The organism is Mechercharimyces mesophilus, from assembly GCF_059818345.1.
On record NZ_JCBAPH010000001.1, the window covers coordinates 460804 to 479663 of the forward strand.

21 protein-coding genes and 1 tRNA gene are annotated in these 18860 nt (G+C 44.6%); 16 read left to right on the forward strand and 6 right to left on the reverse strand.

The features are described from left to right. Positions 1-125 precede the first annotated feature (125 nt). Positions 126-404: a hypothetical protein gene (locus AC6RGY_RS02390; RefSeq protein WP_499859475.1), complete on the forward strand. Its 279-nt coding sequence runs from the start codon at positions 126-128 to the stop codon at positions 402-404. A 72-nt stretch (positions 405-476) separates the two neighbouring features. Then, complete coding sequence (locus tag AC6RGY_RS02395; protein WP_499859476.1) at positions 477-692, forward strand: DUF1540 domain-containing protein; 216 nt, start codon at positions 477-479, stop codon at positions 690-692. A gap of 133 nt (positions 693-825) precedes the next feature. On the opposite strand, the gene AC6RGY_RS02400 is transcribed toward AC6RGY_RS02395, so the two are convergent. Then, positions 826-2055 carry a cation:proton antiporter gene (locus AC6RGY_RS02400; RefSeq protein ID WP_499859478.1) on the reverse strand — a complete coding sequence of 410 codons (1230 nt, stop codon included), beginning with the start codon at positions 2053-2055 and terminating at the stop codon, positions 826-828. 623 nt (positions 2056-2678) lie between these two features. On the opposite strand from AC6RGY_RS02400, the gene AC6RGY_RS02405 reads away from it, so the two are divergent. The 7 genes from AC6RGY_RS02405 (at position 2679) to dacB (ending at position 10335) form a co-directional block, all read left to right on the forward strand. Beyond that, a complete protein-coding gene (locus AC6RGY_RS02405; RefSeq protein ID WP_499859480.1) occupies positions 2679-3119 on the forward strand; it encodes a hypothetical protein in 441 nt (146 codons plus the stop codon). A 345-nt stretch (positions 3120-3464) separates the two neighbouring features. Next, a complete protein-coding gene (locus tag AC6RGY_RS02410; RefSeq protein ID WP_499859482.1) occupies positions 3465-3875 on the forward strand; it encodes a hypothetical protein in 411 nt (136 codons plus the stop codon). Positions 3876-4404: 529 nt separating this feature from the next. Beyond that, positions 4405-6483: an SBBP repeat-containing protein gene (locus AC6RGY_RS02415; RefSeq protein WP_499859484.1), complete on the forward strand. Its 2079-nt coding sequence runs from the start codon at positions 4405-4407 to the stop codon at positions 6481-6483. A gap of 657 nt (positions 6484-7140) precedes the next feature. Continuing rightward, positions 7141-7836: a zinc metallopeptidase gene (locus AC6RGY_RS02420; protein WP_499859486.1), complete on the forward strand. Its 696-nt coding sequence runs from the start codon at positions 7141-7143 to the stop codon at positions 7834-7836. Positions 7837-7976: 140 nt separating this feature from the next. Beyond that, positions 7977-8543 (forward strand): YhcN/YlaJ family sporulation lipoprotein, encoded by a 567-nt coding sequence (locus AC6RGY_RS02425; RefSeq protein ID WP_499859488.1) that lies wholly within the window; start codon positions 7977-7979, stop codon positions 8541-8543. Positions 8544-8733: 190 nt separating this feature from the next. After that, a complete protein-coding gene (locus AC6RGY_RS02430) occupies positions 8734-9006 on the forward strand; it encodes a DivIVA domain-containing protein (RefSeq protein WP_499859489.1) in 273 nt (90 codons plus the stop codon). Positions 9007-9024: 18 nt separating this feature from the next. After that, a complete protein-coding gene (gene dacB / locus AC6RGY_RS02435; protein WP_499859490.1) occupies positions 9025-10335 on the forward strand; it encodes a D-alanyl-D-alanine carboxypeptidase/D-alanyl-D-alanine endopeptidase in 1311 nt (436 codons plus the stop codon). Here the strand turns inward: dacB and AC6RGY_RS02440 are convergent. Both AC6RGY_RS02440 and AC6RGY_RS02445 read right to left on the reverse strand, forming a co-directional pair. After that, positions 10324-11265, reverse strand: coding sequence for a C40 family peptidase (locus tag AC6RGY_RS02440; RefSeq protein WP_499859493.1), 942 nt, complete (start codon positions 11263-11265; stop codon positions 10324-10326). The genes dacB and AC6RGY_RS02440 overlap by 12 nt on opposite strands. Positions 11266-11367: 102 nt before the next feature. Beyond that, positions 11368-11961 carry a YqaA family protein gene (locus AC6RGY_RS02445; protein WP_499859494.1) on the reverse strand — a complete coding sequence of 198 codons (594 nt, stop codon included), beginning with the start codon at positions 11959-11961 and terminating at the stop codon, positions 11368-11370. Positions 11962-12165: 204 nt separating this feature from the next. Between AC6RGY_RS02445 and AC6RGY_RS02450 the strand changes: the two genes are divergently transcribed. The 3 genes from AC6RGY_RS02450 (at position 12166) to AC6RGY_RS02460 (ending at position 13686) form a co-directional block, all read left to right on the forward strand. Beyond that, a complete protein-coding gene (locus AC6RGY_RS02450) occupies positions 12166-12561 on the forward strand; it encodes a DUF4190 domain-containing protein (protein ID WP_499859495.1) in 396 nt (131 codons plus the stop codon). Between the two features lie 267 nt (positions 12562-12828). Continuing rightward, positions 12829-12902, forward strand: a tRNA-Gly gene (locus AC6RGY_RS02455). 151 nt (positions 12903-13053) lie between these two features. Next, the gene (locus AC6RGY_RS02460; protein ID WP_499859497.1) at positions 13054-13686 is read left to right on the forward strand and encodes an O-methyltransferase; all 633 of its coding nucleotides are present in this window, start codon (positions 13054-13056) and stop codon (positions 13684-13686) included. A 46-nt stretch (positions 13687-13732) separates the two neighbouring features. On the opposite strand, the gene AC6RGY_RS02465 is transcribed toward AC6RGY_RS02460, so the two are convergent. Next, positions 13733-14023 carry a PGPGW domain-containing protein gene (locus AC6RGY_RS02465; protein ID WP_499859498.1) on the reverse strand — a complete coding sequence of 97 codons (291 nt, stop codon included), beginning with the start codon at positions 14021-14023 and terminating at the stop codon, positions 13733-13735. A 206-nt stretch (positions 14024-14229) separates the two neighbouring features. Here AC6RGY_RS02465 and AC6RGY_RS02470 point away from each other — a divergent pair, with 206 nt between their 5' ends. From AC6RGY_RS02470 to AC6RGY_RS02480, 3 genes are all read left to right on the forward strand, one after another. Next, positions 14230-15030, forward strand: a complete 801-nt coding sequence (locus AC6RGY_RS02470) for a ParM/StbA family protein (RefSeq protein WP_499859500.1) — start codon at positions 14230-14232, stop codon at positions 15028-15030. Next, positions 15015-15242, forward strand: a complete 228-nt coding sequence (locus AC6RGY_RS02475; protein WP_499859502.1) for a hypothetical protein — start codon at positions 15015-15017, stop codon at positions 15240-15242. The genes AC6RGY_RS02470 and AC6RGY_RS02475 overlap by 16 nt, the downstream gene beginning before the upstream one ends. 61 nt (positions 15243-15303) lie before the next feature. Then, positions 15304-15549, forward strand: a complete 246-nt coding sequence (locus tag AC6RGY_RS02480; protein WP_499859504.1) for a phage holin — start codon at positions 15304-15306, stop codon at positions 15547-15549. Positions 15550-15632: 83 nt separating this feature from the next. Here AC6RGY_RS02480 and rnz read toward each other — a convergent pair whose 3' ends face one another. Continuing rightward, the gene (rnz, locus tag AC6RGY_RS02485; RefSeq protein WP_499861429.1) at positions 15633-16544 is read right to left on the reverse strand and encodes a ribonuclease Z; all 912 of its coding nucleotides are present in this window, start codon (positions 16542-16544) and stop codon (positions 15633-15635) included. 334 nt (positions 16545-16878) lie between these two features. On the opposite strand from rnz, the gene AC6RGY_RS02490 reads away from it, so the two are divergent. Then, entirely contained in the window at positions 16879-17487 is a 609-nt protein-coding gene (locus AC6RGY_RS02490) for a YczE/YyaS/YitT family protein (RefSeq protein ID WP_499859505.1), read from the forward strand. 193 nt (positions 17488-17680) lie between these two features. Here AC6RGY_RS02490 and AC6RGY_RS02495 read toward each other — a convergent pair whose 3' ends face one another. Then, positions 17681-18595, reverse strand: a complete 915-nt coding sequence (locus AC6RGY_RS02495; RefSeq protein WP_499859508.1) for a cation diffusion facilitator family transporter — start codon at positions 18593-18595, stop codon at positions 17681-17683. Positions 18596-18860 lie beyond the last annotated feature (265 nt).

Below are 18860 nucleotides of genomic sequence, written 5' to 3' on the forward strand. Positions count from 1 at the left end.
TATAGTGGTTAATTCGAGATGATCGACTCCTTCTCCTTTCACGTTCTTAGTGATAATACCGATAACTGACTTTCTTGTCAAAGGACAAAAAGTTATTGTTGATGTGAACAAGGAGGAAACAAGCAATGAAGGTAACAAGTATCGATATGCACATCGAAGAAGAAGACTTTGATTTATATGAACAAGAGTTGGCGCGTCTGGGATGGGAGAAGGTTAATAATCAGCCCATTTTCCGTAAAGAGTATGGGGCCACGGAAGTAGAAGTGAAGGAGACAATCCCACGCTTTAGCGGAGATGTATATTTTACCGTTTCTGCACGTAATCGCAAAGGAATCGAGTTAGAGGATCTGCATTGCATCTTGGATGAGCTCAAAAAAGCGGATACAACAGCGGATTCTGATTAAGTAACTGTTCGCTACAAGGGAGAAATAAAATCTTTGCCTTTTGTCAACACTGTATGGCAGGAGGTGAAGTGAATGCCCCAAGTAAAATGTAGTGTAGCTAACTGTTACTTTTGGGAGCAAGGGAACAACTGCAATGCGGATGCGATTATGGTCGACGTGGATAGCCACCAAGGTGCAAATTACAATGAAGAAATTGGTGGCGAGATGATTGATACACGTCATCAGGAGTATAGCGCAAAGAAGCCTGCAGATACCTGCTGTCACACCTTCAAACAGAAAGGCGCATAACCTGCACCTTTTCAAAAGAAAAACTCCCTTGTTCGAGGGAGTTTTTCTTTTGGTTAGAACAAGCTTTGTGTCCTTCTAAGAGAAGAGAGAAAGCCCCACTTCACCGATGAAGTGGGGCTTTCCTTAGAAAAAATCAATGTGCTGTTTTCCCTTTTTTACTAAAAGATGCTTTTAGTGCAGGTGGTGTGACCAACGTTGTTACGAGCACAATAATCACCATCGCGGTAAAGAGGCTTTCATCAATTAGTCCTTTTTGCCAACCAATGTTAGCGACAATCAACCCTACTTCGCCACGCGCAATCATCCCTGCGCCAATACCGGAAGAGCTACGTAAATTAAATCCAGCTAATTTTGCTCCTAAGCCACCGCCAATCCATTTGGTTAGGATGGCGATGATGGTCAAGACGCTGATCAGAACTAAGCTGTCAGTGTCTAAAGCCTTCACATTGGCCATCACCCCGATACTTACGAAGAAGATGGGAACGAAGAATGAGAACGAAATCGTCTCTACCTTGGAGAAGAGTTCGTGCTGATACTTGGTCATACTTAGCATCAGACCGGCAAAGTATGCGCCAATGATGCCTGCCAGTCCCATTTGTTCTGCAAAGAAGGCGAAGCCGAGAGCTGTTATGATTCCGAAGGTCAGGATGACTTCCTGTGTCATTAAACGCGATGCGAAGTCGAAGATCTTAGGAAGAACATACCTTCCAAAGACGATGGTAATTATGAAGAACAGCACAATCATGACGAGTAGCTTAACAATGGCTAGCACGCTAAAACCGTCTCCGCTACTGCTGGCAAACCCGAGGACGACCGACAACGTAATCAATCCGAGGACATCATCTAAGACGGCCGCACCCAAGATCGTGACGCCTTCTTTGGATTGCAGTGTTCCCAGCTCCCGCAGTGTTTGTACGGAGATACTAACACTTGTTGCGACAAGTAGGGTACCGATGAAGATAGAAGTCATCGGGTCATACCCAAATAAAATCCCGGCTGCATACCCTCCTAAAAGTGGGAGGATAACACCACCAATTGCCGTCATGGAAGAACCAAAAGCGGTTTTCTTAAACTCATCCACATCTGTCTCAAGTCCAGCAAGGAACATGAGAAGAATTACCCCGACCTCGGCTAAGCTATATAGCATGCTATGATGTTCACCAGAGGTATCGATGATGATCCAACCGAGGAGAGCTGGGCCGAGGATAATCCCGACGAGCAACTCCCCGAACACAGCGGGTTGTCCAATCCTTTTACTCAAATGGCCGGCTAACTTGACTGCCAGCAAGATTACCAAAAACTGAAGCAGAAAAAAGTACGGATCGTGCTCTAAGTATTCTAGTACATCGTGGTAAATCTCCATCGCGAGCCTCCTATGTATTCTTGTCTTCCCTCCATTTTAGCAGAAGGAAGATGCATTTTCATAATGAGCACCCTATCCCTTTTAGGACAAGGGTTTTTCAAGGGCATGTTCATTATGACAGCCCGGTAAAAAGCCAAGCGATAGGGTTGGAATATGCCTTTCACATAACCCGGAACCAGGCCACCTTCTCCATTAAGTCTACCATTCTCCAGGATCTCCGAAAAGATTCTTTGTAATTTTAGTGGGAAACTTGCTAATCCCCAGGTTGCCCATGCGTAATGAAAGGTATAAATCGATGTACAGTGTGTAGTTGTTAAATGCCTTTTACGAAACTTGATATCGGACATATTTCTTTAACCAAGAATCGAGTAAATTAAGTCATTTTGAGACGGTTCAATATAATCGCCTTTGGTAATTCGACGATCTTATCTATTATGTCACGCCTTACCGAGAAGGCCGTGCTATTATGGTAGTGTGATCGAATGTAGATTATAGCTAACGTTCTGAGCAAAAATCTAAAGTGAAAATGGATGGTCCGTATTAATACTTGTAGTGTAGTTGGAGGTAAGTAGATGCGAAAAGTACATTATCAGGTTTTTCCCGAATTTGAAGGGTCTTTTGAAATGAAAAATGACACCTTGTTGGATTTTATAGTCGAGATCGATTTACTGGAGGGAAATATCATTCCTCCAATAAATATCATGAACGAAATTTTATTGAGCGGAGTAAAAACAAGGATGGCGGAATGGGAGCCTTTTGCTATTAAAGAAGGTGAATATGATGAGCTCCTGGGGGCATTGAGAGGAACCTTATATAAAAGGACGAAAGAGTATCAATCCATCGAATTGCCTGAACAAGTGAAAAGTATGGATGAGTTCAGGATATGGATGGATGAATATTTGCATGGCATTCCATATGATGTGCACAAGAGAATCATCGATAATATGAGGAAAACAAAAAATGAAATGTTGATGGGTGATAAGAAAAAGCTTGATGAACTTAGAAAGGAAATGGATTGTCTACAAGCTGAATATGACAACTTCGTATTGAAACATAAACGATAAATAGCAGAAAAGTCTTCTTCTCTGTTGAAGTGCTTAAATACTTTCGGAGGAAGAAACAGGGTTTAATCTTTGTAATCATGATTGAACACTCTTATGATGAGGGTGTTTTTGTTTTGCCATAATAAGGCGTCACTTGTCTACTGTGTGTGAAGAGGAGGTCAATCTGTAAGAAACCACTAGCCATGGACAAGTACAGGTGTGGATGAAGGTACATGAGTCGATGACGATACGTGACAATTATCTGTGTCCACCGTGCTAAGAGGGATAGAGTCACACCGTCATAAGTCGAGCACGGAAATATTCTATTTACATAGAATAAAAGAGAGAAAAGAAGGAGGATAGCAAATGAATCTAAATATATCAACAGATATATTGAGACAAGGACCATTACCTTTCAATGTGTATGTGCATATATCAGTTGCCAAAAGCATTTTATCAAATATATTGGGAATTGAATCGTTATTACGGGGTGCAGCACAAGGGACACAACCAATAGAAGTGGTGGGAAAGACATCTGAAGCACACGGTCATTTAGTTTTTATTTTGACCCAATCGGGTCAAATAAGTGCGCGCCTTATACAACTGGGCCAAGAATCGGTGTTAACACGAAGAGGGGCGACTCCATCTTGGGCCATTCCACAATTGGTCGCCGCCCAGACTAATATAAGGGAAATATTACGTGATGGAGACATCTCATTGTGGACACGAGAATATTTAATACTAGCAGAAGCACAGTTAGCCATAGTACTAAGATAAACGATCTTCATGGAGGAAAACATTGATTAAGAAGAGCATTATAGAGTCCAATGATAGTTCCTTTTTCCACACGTATCTCCTCCTTTTTTATCTGTGCTCTTGTGATCATTCATAACAAAAATCATGGGAATTCAATCTTTATTTCGCCTTCATTTATTAAGAGTGAGACCATATTAGCAACAAACGGTTTGATCGCTTCATGAACAATATTCATTGAAGACCGGACAAAGGTGGTACGCATCACACCCATGTCCGGTCTTTTTTTACCTCAACTCGATTTTGACTTCGAATTTTTGATTTTCACCAATGTTATCTTCTTTGCCTGTATGCCCGCTCCAAGTGAGTTTTGTCCATTTGGTTTCTGTTTTTATTCCTCAATCTCTCCCACAAGAAATGAATCTATGTAGAGATCATTCTCTTGGAAGCGAATGACGCATACATGACAATTTAGTAGGCATATTCCTGTACCGGAAAAGAATGGCAATCATAGGATAAAGCATCCTAGTGATATTCATCGGAGGGATATGCATTGAAAAAGCTGAAGGAAGTTGGATCGGTAATGGGCTGGTTTCACCCTAGTGCGGAGAATGGGGAGGAGAGGAAGACGTTTGTGGTGGAAGGGAAAGGGATGCAATTCACGTTTCTGCCAGAGGGAGTCCGGTTTACGCTAGGTGGATCGGAAGAAGTCATTTTACAATTTGTCCGTCCACGTGAAGGAGTTGTCCCTAAAATAGTGGACCAGCAGGTCATTTACGAAGGTGTTTGGCCAGAGATAGATGTGGTTTTTTATGGACAGGGAGATCAGCTAAAGTACGATGTCATGGTTCATCCTGGAGCATGTGTGGAAGATATTCGGTTACGGTATGAGGGTGGAGCCAATGTCAGGTTGAACGAACAGGGCGAGTTGTTTGTTCAAGCGCAAGAGGGTGTTCTCTTAGAAAGAAAGCCAGTCAGCTTTCAGGGTTCAGGAAGAGAAATGAAAACGGTTCTAACACAATTTGAGATATTCGCCGATGGATCAGTTGGATTTTGTATGGAGAGAACAGCGTACGATCCGTCAAAGCTATTGGTCATTGATCCCGTCGTCTTTTATTCCACTTACTTAGGGGGTTCTAATAGCGATACCGGGAATGGGATTGCAGTCGACTCTGCGAAAAATGCTTACGTCACAGGTCGAACAGCATCGAATGATTTTCCGATCACTTCAGGGGCTTTTCAGACAACAAATTTAGGGAACTTTGATGTATTTGTTAGTAAATTCAACAAACAGGGAAGCTCCCTTCTCTACTCTACCTATATAGGGGGATTTAACAGAGATGATGGTAATCATATTGCACTGGATGCGTCAGATAATGCCTACGTAACAGGACAGACGAATTCGACGAATTATCCGGTGACCTCGGGTGCGTTCCAGACTGTGCTACAGGGAACCAATAATAGCGCATTTGTAACGAAGCTCAATGACACAGGAACCGCTCTTTTGTACTCAACGTACTTGGGAGGAAGTAGTGTAGATGCTGGATTTGGTATTAGTGTTGATGTAACGAACCACGCGTATGTTGCGGGAGGTACTCTTTCTCCTGATTTTCCTGTTACCTCGGGTGCATTCCAGACCGTGCTAGGGGGATCAGCTGACGCATTTGTTACTAAATTTAGTACGACAGGATCGTCTCTACTATACTCGACTTATTTAGGAGGAAGTAGTTCAGATCAGGGAAATGATATCGTAGTCAATGATAGCAACCAAGCTTATGTTACTGGCTCAACAGGATCGGCAGATTTCCCTGTCACCTCTGGTGCTTTTCAGACGGTGTTAGCGGGTGATGACGATGTGTTCGTCACCAAATTTAATGCTTCTGGCTCTGCCTTGGTGTTTTCCACTTTAATAGGAGGATCCGATGATGATAATGGACTCGGGATTGATATAAACAATGGGTATATTTACGTAACAGGAAAAACGAACTCCGGTGATTACCCGATAACGAGCAATGCTTTTCAACAGACGTTAGCAGGTCTTAGTGATGCAATTGTTACGAAGTTAAATCCAATGGCTAGTACGTTGATCTACTCTACCTTTTTAGGTGGGAGTGACAATAGTAACATGCAGTCAGGAAGTGATATTGCAGTGGATACTTTCGGAGTGGCTTGGGTGACAGGAAGTACTAGAGCCGCTGATTTTCCGATTACCCCAGATGCTTTTCAAGACAACCTGGCTGGAATTCAAGATGCGTTTATCACCCAGCTGAGTTATTCGGGTCAGGGTCTCTCCTTCTCTTCTTATTTGGGGGGGAGCGGTTCGGAATTTGGAATTGGTGCTGCAGTGGATGAAGATGGAGATGCATACTTTGTTGGACAGACGGGGTCGGGGAATTTTCCTGTTACCGATCGTGCTTTTCAGACGGAGTTTGGTGGAAATTCGGACGCTTTTGTTATAAAAGTAGGAGAGCAGGTAGGCGCAACGGGTCCTACAGGTGCAACCGGAGCAACGGGTGCAACCGGTCCATTAGGTGCAACCGGAGCGCAAGGTCCACGCGGACCGAGAGGACGGCGTGGACCGAGGGGGCCCAGAGGACCCCGCGGTGCAAGTGGAGGAGAGGTGGGACTGTAGCTACGTGGGTAGGATAGATACAAGAGAACCCTGATTGATATGGTATCGGATGAAATTGCTTTTCAACCCTTATCCAAGGTCAGTGAGAGAGCATTCTTTGCTTTGGGAATGGTTTTGCCACCCGGATGGGGTGGCTTTTTTATGATAAGAGAGGGATCAAGTTATGATTCTAAGTTATAGCCCTCCTCATTAAGCCGATTAAGTGGGATTATTTCCATTCGAAACGGTTTCTGTACTCCACTTGATTATTTTTATACGATCAATGTCTCCATTCAAACTAGAGAACCCATGCTTCCATTGCTGTTGCTTGTTAGGTCATCTTTCGAGAGAAGGCTAAGCAAGAAAAAGCGTTTACATTTGAGAGATGTTCGTTTAATCTGATAGTATAGATTGGTTGATGGAGGCGGTTACCATGGGTAAATCAAATAAAGGATTGTGGATTGTTTTGTTCCTCTTCCTCGTCTTGGTCGGCGGGATGATTTTGCAATTTGTCTTTGCATCCTAACGGTGTTGTAAAGGCACACTTTGAAAAGAAACAAGGTCTATTGGAAAAATGATGAAAAATCGATTCCTTTACCAATGTGGTATAATGGGTAAAGAGAAAGAGATCTCGATTTTTTGAACCATGAAGAATCGATAGAAACGTGAGGGATAATAATGGGATACAGTGCAATTGCTTTTCTGCTGCTGTTTGTCTCAATAGGTGCCTTTATTTTGGTATTGTGGGCACAATTTAAAGTGAAAAGAAACTTTAAAAAATGGTCGAAAGAACCTGCCTCCTCGGGAATGACCGGACAAGAAGTGGCACGCCGCATATTGGATGCAAACGGTTTGACGGATGTGCCCGTCGAGATGGTTCGAGGCAAGCTAACGGATCATTATGATCCAGTTCATCGTGTGGTGCGTTTGTCGGAGCCGGTTTATTTGGGGCATTCGATTGCCTCTATTTCTGTTGCTTCACATGAATGTGGTCATGCCCTTCAACATAAAGAATCATACGGGGCTTTAGTCTTACGCCATCGGATGTTTCCAGTCGTTAATTTTGCATCGAACATTGCCCCGTTTTTGCTCATTGCGGGGATCTTGTTCCAAGCTATGAACCTATTTGGAATCGGCATTATCTTCTTTGCGGCGACAGTGGCGTTCCAATTGGTTACCCTGCCTGTAGAATTTAATGCTAGCTCACGCGCTAAGACCATCATGGTCAAAAGCGGATTTATTCGCAACGTGGAAGAACGTGGGGTCAACAAGGTGTTAAATGCTGCCGCCCTTACGTATGTGGCATCGGCCTTGTATGCGTTGCTGGAACTCTTCCGCTTTGTCTTCTTATTCCTTGCCTCCAGCGAAGATTAATCGCATTGGTGAGAGGCGATGGACTGCCATCGTATGAATAAAAAACTGGTGTACCCTTTATGGGGCACCAGTTTTTTTCTGTATAGCTCCACTTGCTCGCGACAAACTACAAGTAATCTTTGATTGAAGGAGGAAGAGGAGTGCCATTTACAGCGAAAAAATGGATGATAAGTGCCCTTGTAGCAGTTTTTGTGGTAGGAGTTGCAGGTTGTGGCAATGGTACCAATGAGGATGAGGAAGCGGGTTACAATCGAAACAATACAACCCGGGTAAAATACACGGAACGAGGCGCGGCTGAAAATCGTCCGATGGATCGTACACGTCAACCCCGTGACACGCGATCTCCTGTGGGCTATAACAACGAAACAACCACAGAAAGAGTGCGCATAGCTGAAAATATGGCCGATGTGGTTGCAGACATGAAAGAAGTGGATACGGCCACGGTGATGCGCACCGATAAGGTTGCCTATGTTGCCGTCGTGCTAGCCGAAAAATACAATGGAAAGATGACGAAAAAACTGAAGGACACGATTTCATCCAAGGTGAAGGCAGTAGATTCCAGTATCGAAGAGGTATATGTTTCGGCAAATCCTGATTTCATCCAGCAAATGGCCGACTATGCTAAAGATGTGCGCGCAGGTAAGCCGGTTGAAGGTCTAAGAGAAAACTTTATGGATATGGTGAAGCGAACCTTTCCTAACTTATAAAGAGGTAGACCGGATTCATCTCGTGACACAGGCGGGTTTTGGAGTTTATCAAAATCCGCTTTCTCTTTATTCGTTATCATTTTGTGATTTTAGGTGTAAAAATCGCCTAATTTTGATTTTCAGTCTGTTCTATTCATGATAAAATTATGTTCGTAGCATATGATTGGATGGTTGATAGGAGGAAGCGCATATGGCGACGAAAAAAATAACACCTATGGATATTTTCCAAAAGGACTTTAAAACGTCGATCCGAGGGTATGATGTAAGCGAAGTAAATGAATTTTTGGATCTTATTATCAAGAATTTTGAAGATTTGGTGGAAGAAAACAAGGATTTAAAAGAGCAGTTGCGCTCGCAAAAACAAAGTCCACAACCGCAAGGAAATAATGCTCATATGGAAGAGACCATGCGCGAAATATTAAGCCGTCTTGCGCAACTGGAACAGTACGTGTATCGCAGATAAGGGAAGGAGATACCAGTTATGTTCCATGAAAAGTGGGAGGCCATTCTCCATCACTGGAGAGAGAAGACAGGAGAGTGGGGAGCGCGGGTTGGCTGGGCCCTTTACTCATCGCTGGGTTCGCCGGTCGATGAAAAAGAAGCCGAGGGCTGGTTTCTTCCGGCTTCCAATCAAAAATTATGGACGACTGCGGTTGCTCTGGAGGAATTAGGACGAACCTATACATGGAATACCAAAGCGGGATTGGACCACGAGGGAGGGCTCTGGATACAGGGCGGTGGCAATCCTGTTTTTTCGTATGCGAACATGTGCGAGCTGGCCGCTTGCTTACGAGAGAGTGGCGTACGCGAAATAAGTGGGGATATCTATCTGGATGACGCTGCATTTGAGCCGATCCATTGGGGAGAGGGCTGGAAGTGGGATGAATTATCCCTGGGTTACGCGGCTCCTATCCATGCTCTTAATTTTGATCGTAATCGGATTCCGTTAGCGTGTAATCCAGACCAGGAGGTTCCTGAGTTCACCGTATCGTCTCCCTGGAAACCAAACATCCAACTCCATCAACAGATAAAATGGGCAACGCCAGGGGAGAAAGCGCACATCAGTGTAACACGATTTCCTCTTTCCAGTGATCGTTACCTCATCGAGGGAACAATCGATCGACTCCACCCAGAATTGATTTTGGCTGCTGAGGGACTCCGTTATTATGCGGAGGGAGTACGAGCGGCGCTGGCGTACGAAGGGATTACAATGAAAAGGGAGAATAGAGCGCAGTTGGTTCCTTTTCCTATAAACCTCCCGCTGATTTGGGAACATTGTTCACCGCGACTGGCGGATTTGCTTGCAGACGTAAACGGGGATAGCGACAATTTGATTGCGGAAGTGCTTTTAAAAACGCTTGGTGAGGGAGAAGCAAAAAGAGGAAGGGAAAGAGTGATCCGCACCATTGAAAGCTGGGGAATAAGCTCACCTCCTTCTTATCGAGATGGATCGGGTTTATCGGTGCACAACCTGTCTTCTCCTCGGCAAATGGTCGACTTGCTCACGCGGGTATGGAGAAAGAAGGAACTCATACTTCTTCATAGCTTAGCAAGCTACGGAAAGACAGGAACGTTAAAAGATCGAGTGTTGCCTCTGCCCGTCGGTATCGAAGTGAAGGCCAAGACAGGTACACTGCGGGACGTAAAAACGATTTCTGGATATGTTTTGAAGAATGGCGAATGCCAGTGGATTTTTTCGTTCTTTCTCAATCATTTATTAGATGAACAGCATGGTGAGTGGTTGCAGGATCGTTTGCTAGAACAGATTATTCCGACTTCTCTAAGTACTTAAATCAGAAAATTCCGATCCGCTATACCTTTTAATGAGGCACATTTCCTGCTGATATGGGGACTGCAGTAGTGATGTGATCTGAATAGCTTCTCCCGTTTTTGGAGCATGGATAAATTGCCTATTGCCCATGTACATTCCAACATGATGAATCTTACCTTGCCCCTGTTGATGAGCGAAAAAAAGAAGGTCCCCTGGAGCAACTTCCTCTAAGGGAATGCTTTCTCCCCACTGTGCTTGTACCGAAGCATCCCGTGGAAGTTGGATACCACCAGCGGCAAATAGACGGTACATGAATCCAGAACAATCAAAGCCAAAAGCAGACGTTCCGCCCCAAAGATAGGAAAGTCCAAGAAATTTTTCTGCTAGTTGAAGGCGATAGGGAGCCGGTTGGACGGGTTGCTGGTTAGCATAGTCGAACAAAGTTACATCCCTACTGGGAATCCGTCCTATCTTTCCTGTTGGTGTGAAGACCATGGTTTCATCCCCTAGTTCACCGATCCAAGGAAGTGAAGTCATAAAGCTGATAGGTATTTGCTCTCGGCTTCCGTCTAGCGTTAGGAGACTGGTTTTGGAAAGGACGCATGTCAGTGGATGTTGGCTACGTAGCCGTTCATTGTCCGGATGGTCGGTTAATTGACAGAGAGGCAACCAGCCACGATAGCCACTTTCCTCTGAGGATACAAACTGCTTAGGAATAGAAACTTGGCACCACTCTCCCTGTACAGAGAGGACCTCGACTGATTCACCGAGAAGCAGCTGTGTTTCAAGTCGCCCTTGCAAGTGGAGGCGTCCACTGAGATCAACTTCATCTAACTGCTTTAGCCATGCTTGTGGATCAAAGGTGGGTTCAAGTGACAACTGATCTTGAGGGCGTGGGGAATCTGGAGAACACCATACATTAGCAATACTTGCACACACATAGCGGCGCAACAGGTTTCCTCCTCACGAAAGCTGATGATTTTCTTTTTTCTTCGCTGGAGAGAGTGCGGTTTCCTCTCTTCAACAAAGAAAAAAAGCCTAAAGAAATTCTCTTTAGGCTTGTTTACGTTGACTTTTTAATTTGCGATAGAGCAGGATCCCTATTAAGATAACTGCAGCCAGAGTGATGGTAATCCAAGCAAAGTTGTCCGCGATAAAAGCTTCCGCAACCTCTCCTCCTAGCATAACAATAATGAATGCTTCGAGAAAAAAGCGAATGGAGCGAGCCAAAGTGGACCAAAAAACCACTTCGCGTTTTTTGACAGTAAACACGCCGGAAGCAATCGTAAATATTTTATAAGGAATGGGGGTTAATCCACCGACAAACAAGGCGAAGCCACCGTAGCGGTTGAAATACCCTTCTACCTGTACGACCCGATCTTCTCCAAAAAATCTTACTAATACGGGACGACCCAATCGCTTTCCGACCCACCAACCAAACAATGCACCCACTACAGAAGTAATAACTGTGATAAATGCGTACCAATAAGCGTAGTTGGGATTGGCGATGGAGAGTGGAATCAAGATGAAATCAGGTGGAATAGGAAAGAAAGAAGAATCAGCAAACGAAACCAATCCTAGTCCCCAGGCACCATATTCTTTTAACATTTCTACAAGAGCGTCAAGCCAGTCTAACATACTATCCATCCCTCATCTCCAGATATTCTTTGGGTAATTGTTCTATTGTTTCATTATATGGATCATAAAAGTCAAGAAGATGTCCGTGGTGGAGAGATCACGCTTCATCATCTTAGCATGGGGTAGGTAAGGTGACAAGGAGAAACTTGTCAAAATAACGTCCCCCTCACTATCCAATACTACAAGTACAGGCTGGTCAAAGGGGTGAAAGGAATGAGTAAGAAAGAAGGACGAGAGAAAGCAGAACGAGAAGCGACGAATGAGGAGTTGGATCAAGAGTTTAACCCTGCTCGCGAAGATGATGTAGAGGCGGCTCAAGAGGTTGCCTTGCCTATGCAACGTGGAGTAGGCGATTTTCACGATGAAGAAGAGTTGAATCAAGCAACCGAGCAGACAGAGTCTGGAACAGAGGGACGAGGACTGGCGATCGGAGGACTTATTTTTTCGATTTTAGCTTTTTTCTTCTTGCCTTATTTTCTCGCCCCCGTCGGCATCGTTCTTGGTTTCATTGGTGCACGTCAAGGGAGTGGACTTGGCTGGTGGGGTGTTGGTGTGGGAGTAGCCGCTTTGGTTCTTTCTTTTCTCATCGCCCCATTTCGCGTTTATTAAGGATCATTTTACTAAAGGGAGGGAGGAAACATCATTGTCCGCCCTCCTTACTTTTCTAGAAAAATGTCTGTTATTATTCGTCATTCTTCGCATACGCTTTGCCACGTGATAATCGAACAACGAATTCCCAGTGTGTGGATTTATCCTTGCATGAAAAGGGATATTATGCTACGATTATGATTCAAGTCATGAGAAGGTCGTTTGGATTGAAGCCCCAAGGGTCACGTACGAAAGTAGCAAGTGGCCGGCGACTGCGTATAACTTTGTGCGGATGTAGTTCAATGGTAGAACCCTAGCTTCCCAAGCTAGCAGCGCGGGTTCGATTCCCGTCATCCGCTCCATAATCGCTTGTATTCCCTACCGATTTCGGTAGGTTTTTTCGTTAGAGCAAGGGTTCCTCATCTGCGAAGTGATATCTTAGCGAAAGGTGTACAAGAGCTAGACAACTCCCCCCTTGGTAGGAGAGAATAAGGAAGAAGAGGAGGGTGTTTAATGGATAGAAAAGAATACATTGATTCTTTATTTGCTCAAGGAGATGAGGTTCTGCGCTCTATACCGGCTGTGTTGGATGAGCATAAGATGCCACAAATCTCTGTTCCACCAGCTGTGGGAAAGACATTGTATATGCTTGTCAAAATGTCAGGGGCCAAACGAATTCTTGAAATCGGGGCTTTAGGCGGATACAGCACCATCTGGATGGGGCGAGCACTGGCTGAGGAAGGCCAGATTGATTCGTTGGAGATTAATGAGAAGAATGCAGAAGTCGCTGCTCACAATGTACAGCGTGCCGGTCTTGGTGACCAAATTCATTACCATGTAGGCGATGCGTCCGAAAGTTTGCAAAAGCTTGAACAGCAAGGGGAAACATATGATTTATTCTTCATTGACGCGGATAAAGAAAATTATGTTCACTACTTAGAACAAGCAGTCAAGCTGTCCAATCCAGGTGCATTAATTGTTGCAGATAATGCGCTATTAAATGGACGTGTACTGGAAGAGGAAAGCGATGACCCTGCCACTAAAGCGATGCGTAAATTTAATCAGACGATCGCGACTGACGATCGCTTTGACTCTATTCTCTTGCAAATCGGGGATGGTCTAGCGGTTGCCCGTATAAAGGAATAAGATTTTGCACATAAGAATATAACGAAAAAAACCCTTCGAAGCATGTTCATCGAAGGGTTTTTTTCGGAACGGCATGATGTTTGGTCGTGAATCGTTTCACAAAACGTTGATAAAGCTTGTGCTTCTGCAAATGTTCATACTGTTTCGTTAGTCGTGGAAATCTTTTTTTCAGATAGGAAAGGAAGCGATTGGCTGTGCTTGATCGTTTGGATAAGATGGCAAAGCCAATGAACAGGAACAAGAACCCCTGCAAGACAGGGAGAAATAAACCAAGAAACCCTAAACAGACAAATGACCAGCCAAGACAAATCATCAAAAAGTTAGTCAAGTAAGCCAATGGTATCATCCCTTATATACTAGATCGATTGGATTAGCCTGTTTCCTATTTGCTTGTCTCTTAGGAGCAGATAGGATAAGCACTCTATAAAACTCCTATGTACTATTATAACGGTTAGGCATTCGCTAGAGCAAATAAAAATAAGCGTGTGCGAGGTAGAATAACGAAAAACAAGGAGGCATATGCATGTATTGGAGGGATGGTTTATGATAATTGCTGTAGACTGTGGACGCAGTCATGTTAAGGTGATGACAGAAAAAAAAGTGTTTATGTTCCCTAGTAAAATAAGTACCTGGCGCAAGCGTAACTTTCGACAAGAACTTGAAGGGGATATTGAGCTTTTGTATAAAGATCGACGCTGGTTTATCGGAACACTGGCAGAGCGTGAAGGAGAATTCACCAGGCAAGCGATGCAAGACACCAAAGTGGTGGAAGAGACTCTTCTCTTAACGCTGGCAGCCATTCATTTAGCGGGAGGAACGGGAAGAATACAATTGATTATGGGTCTGCCCATCCAAAACTACAATGAAAGCGAACGAACGGCTCTCCGCCGCTTATTAGAAGGAACGCATGAAGTGGCCATTAATGGTCAGCTACGCAAATTCATGATCGAACGGGTTTATATCACGATCGAAGGAGGGAGTGCTTTCTTTACTGCCCCTCGGATGGGATTGGTGCGCATTGTTGATGTAGGAGCGAAAACGACCAACTACGCTACCTTCAAGGATAAAGTGTTTATCGACCGTGATTCAGGGACGCTACCTATCGGGTGGGAAACGGTCAGTGACGCCAACGTGGAAGAGATGGCGGATCATATTGCAGGTACCGTCTCGAAAAAATGGAATGCCAAGGATATGGTGATGATGGTAGGCGGCGTGGCACCCAAAGTAGAGCCACATTTGCAGGAGCACTTTCCCTATGCGTTCACCTTGGATGAACCGCAGATGGCGAATGTGCGTGGATTTTATGAAGTAGGGAAGGCGATGGTGAGATGCAACAACAAATAAAGCGTGTGGGCTTTAATATGTCTGATCCGCTGGAAAGAGAATTGTATTATTTTTCAGAAGAGCGAACCACCAATTTTAGTGGCTTGGTAAAGCATCTGTTGTTCGCTTGGCGAGAAGGCCAGATTCAGCTGAACGGCATGTCGACGGAACAAAAAGAAGTGAAGGATGAACAGGAAGAGGATATACGAAACAGTGGCTTGCCCTTCGGCTAACCTTCACTACGTCGTTGGAGATGCGATGCAGCAATAATTTTAGAGAGAGAAGGAGGCTACTATGAGCTGGAAGAACCGCCTGCGAAACTATGGACTATGGGCATCGATCGCAGCACTTATCCCCATTTTACTTCAATTATTTGGGATAGAAGTAATACCCGAACAATTCCAAACGATCGTTAATGCTATTCTCTCCATTTTGGTTGTGATGGGCGTTATTAATAACCCGGATACACAGTCGCGTGGATATGGAGATGATAAAATTCTCCGTCCGGCGATTGTCGCAAGGAAAAAAAAGTACAGATGAGCACATTTTAAAAAGGGATCTGGAGGAGGTTTCCTCATGATCCCTTTTAAGATGTTTTTATGGAGACGATGGACATCGACGTTCTAAAATGTATAAGTCCATAAATCATGCGCAAGATGGGTGTTTTTAAAAATTTCTTTTGCTTCTTGTAGTAGGTTCCCTACTTCTTCTTGATAACGTGAACTAATATGGGTGAGGATTAACGCTTTTACTTGACAGTTGTTTGCGAGGGTGGCGGCTTGACCGGAAGTTGTATGAAAGTGCTGATGGGCGACCTCCGCCTCTGTATGCCGAAAGGTGGCTTCGTGAACAAGAACGTCGGCGTTATGGGCCAAGTCACTTTCCTCTTCCGTGGGACGGGTGTCGCCAAAGATGGCGATCGCACGCCCCTTTTTAGTTGGACCAACGACACTTTCTGCACACAGTAGACGTCCATTAGGCAGGCGGACATCTTCTCCTCGCTTGAGCTGGCTGTAGAGCGGACCTGGTGGAATGTCTAACTCTTTTAGCCGCTTTACGTCTAGTTTACCTGGTTGATCTTTCTCCTGAAGACGAAAGCCATAAGAGGGGATTCCGTGTTGGAGAGGGCGGACTGTGATATGAAAATCATCTGTATCCCATTGCGTTGCTTCCGTATATTCGATTACCTCTAAGGGATAGCGCAAATAGGTTTGCGAAGTGGCGAGCGCGGTTTCAATAAAAGCTTTGATTCCTTGAGGGCCATACAGCGTTAGAGGGGATTCTGCCCCTTGAAAAGAGCGGCTTCCCAATACACCCGGCAAACCGAAGATGTGATCTCCGTGGAGGTGAGTAATAAAGATACGATTCACTTTGCTCAGTTTAATCGATGTATGAAGAATTTGATGTTGTGTCGCTTCTCCGCAATCGAACAGCCAAGTTTGTCCACCGTATTCGGGCATTCGTAAGGCAAGAGAGCTGACATTCCGTTCCTTGGAAGGAATCCCTGCACCCGTACCGAGAAAGGTAAGTTCCATCGGTGCTTCCTCCTTTTCTGCTTCTTCCATTATACCATTTTCTAGAGAGGGAAAAGGGTCATTTTGCTTTCCGTCTGCAACTTTTGTGCCTGCTGCACCGAACTGGAGCGTATTGCCCCATTGTAATAAAAACACCGTCTTTTTTGTAGCATGGTGTAAGGAATACCGCATGGAGTGGAAATTGCTAATCATTCGACAGATGCGCGCGCTTGGATTTTGCTCTATAATGGCTGATAGCGGAAAAAGGAAGGTGAATAGAGGACAGCTACGGTTTTTGTATTATCTATTGGTTATTTGACGCGGATGAGCTGTCCTTTGGAGAATGAATCCATGGATGATTAGAATCCTCTCTTATGTAGTGGGGCTGAGCACGCTTGGGCTTGGGATTGCCCTGGCGATTCGTGCCCAATTAGGGACTGGAGCGTGGGATGCTTTATACGTAGGTTTGCATGGTCAATTTGGTTTTACTGTAGGGACTTGGGTCATTATTGTGGGCTTTGTCCTGGTATTGGTGAATGCCCTACTCTTGTGGGAAAATCTTGACTGGTTGGCGATGGGAACGCTTTTTTTGTTGGGGTTTGTGCTTGACGGATGGTTGTGGCTGATACCTTGGGAACCAGATGTTTATTGGCAAAAACTGTTCCTCTTTTTCATTAGTATGATGGTCATTGGATTGGGCGTAGCCATCTATCTACAAGCCCGTTTTGCGCCTACTTCAGTAGATAAGCTGATGTATGCCATTCACGAACGTACCGGTTTTAGTTTGCGCATGTCCAAGACGATTGGCGAAGTGGTGGCTCTAATCTTGGCCTTGCTATTTAGCGGGCCGATCGGATTGGGAACCCTTTTCATTACCTTTTTCGTAGGACCACTTGTACAATTTTTTATGAAAATGGTGGAACCCGTGCTGGGTACAGCACCGATAGCGAAGAAGGAAGGATAAAATATACGGTGATAATCGGGTGAATGACTCGCAATCATGAAGTGGTAACGTGCCTTGAGATAAAATCTCTTGCTATCTTGCACGGCGAGAGAGCACTTGCTTTCATACAGATTGCTCTCCATGAAATGCTATACAGATCATTCATCTGTTTTACCAAAAAAGCGTTGGCCCCTCGATGGGGACCAACGCTTTTTTAATGAATCGGCTCATGTTGGATCATGGACTTCTCCACTTGGATGGTTGTATGAGTAATTCCCGCTACTTCTTCACAGCGTCTAATGGCTTCTTGTAAAATCACTTGTTCATTCGCTTCATCTTCCACATCCAGATGGCAACTAAGTGCATCGATATTGGAGGTGATTGTCCAGATATGTAGATCATGCAGTCGGACCACCCCGGGAATGGATTGGAGCGTATCAAAAACCTTACCGTGATCGACGGCATGAGGCGTCCCTTCCATCAAGATATGAATGCTCCGTTTCAACACACCCCACGCACTTCTTAAAATTAAGAGCGAGACAAGTACACTGATGATGGGATCGGCGATGTACCAGGAGAAGGCAATCATGAGCAAGCCAGCGATGAGTGCACCAACGGAGCCAAGGGCATCTCCGATCACATGCAAATAAGCACTTCGCACGTTCACATTTTCTTTTACATCCCCCGATTTCATAAGAGAAAACGCACTGATCATGTTGGCAGCGAGGCCAATGAAGGCGATCATCATCATGGTTTTTCCGGCTACTTCTGGCGGGTCGAAGAATCGGTCTTTTGCTTCCCACAGGATAAAACCAGCAATGATGAAGAGGCTGATGGCATTAAACAAGGCTGCTAATATCTCAAAACGATAGTATCCATAGGTATTCTTTTCTGTACGTGGCTTGGTGGCAAACCACATCGCGACGAGACTGAGTGCGAGGGAAGCAGCATCACTCAACATATGTCCAGCATCCGATAAGAGTGCCAAGCTGTTGGTTATAAGACCGCCTGCAAATTCCAGGACCATAATACTCGTCGTAATGAGGAGGGCAATCGTTAAACCGCGTTTATTCCCAGCGCGTTCATGTCCATGTTGGTGCCCCGTATGGGTATGGTTATGTTGGTGCATGGTGTCTATCCTCTTTCTCTATCGATTAATGGAAGAACAAAGACGGGATGAGGCTAGATACCTACCCTCTCATGCTTCGAGAGAACATCCAGCGGACGGATACCTCTTCAATTAATCTTGATCTTCTTTCACTAACAAGAGACGTTATTAATCGATGTCTACTACAGACGTGAAAGGCATGTAAACCACGGCATCTCTCCATCGTTGTTCCCATTATATAATCTATACCACTTGTTTACAAAATCAAGCCAAAGGGTACATAATT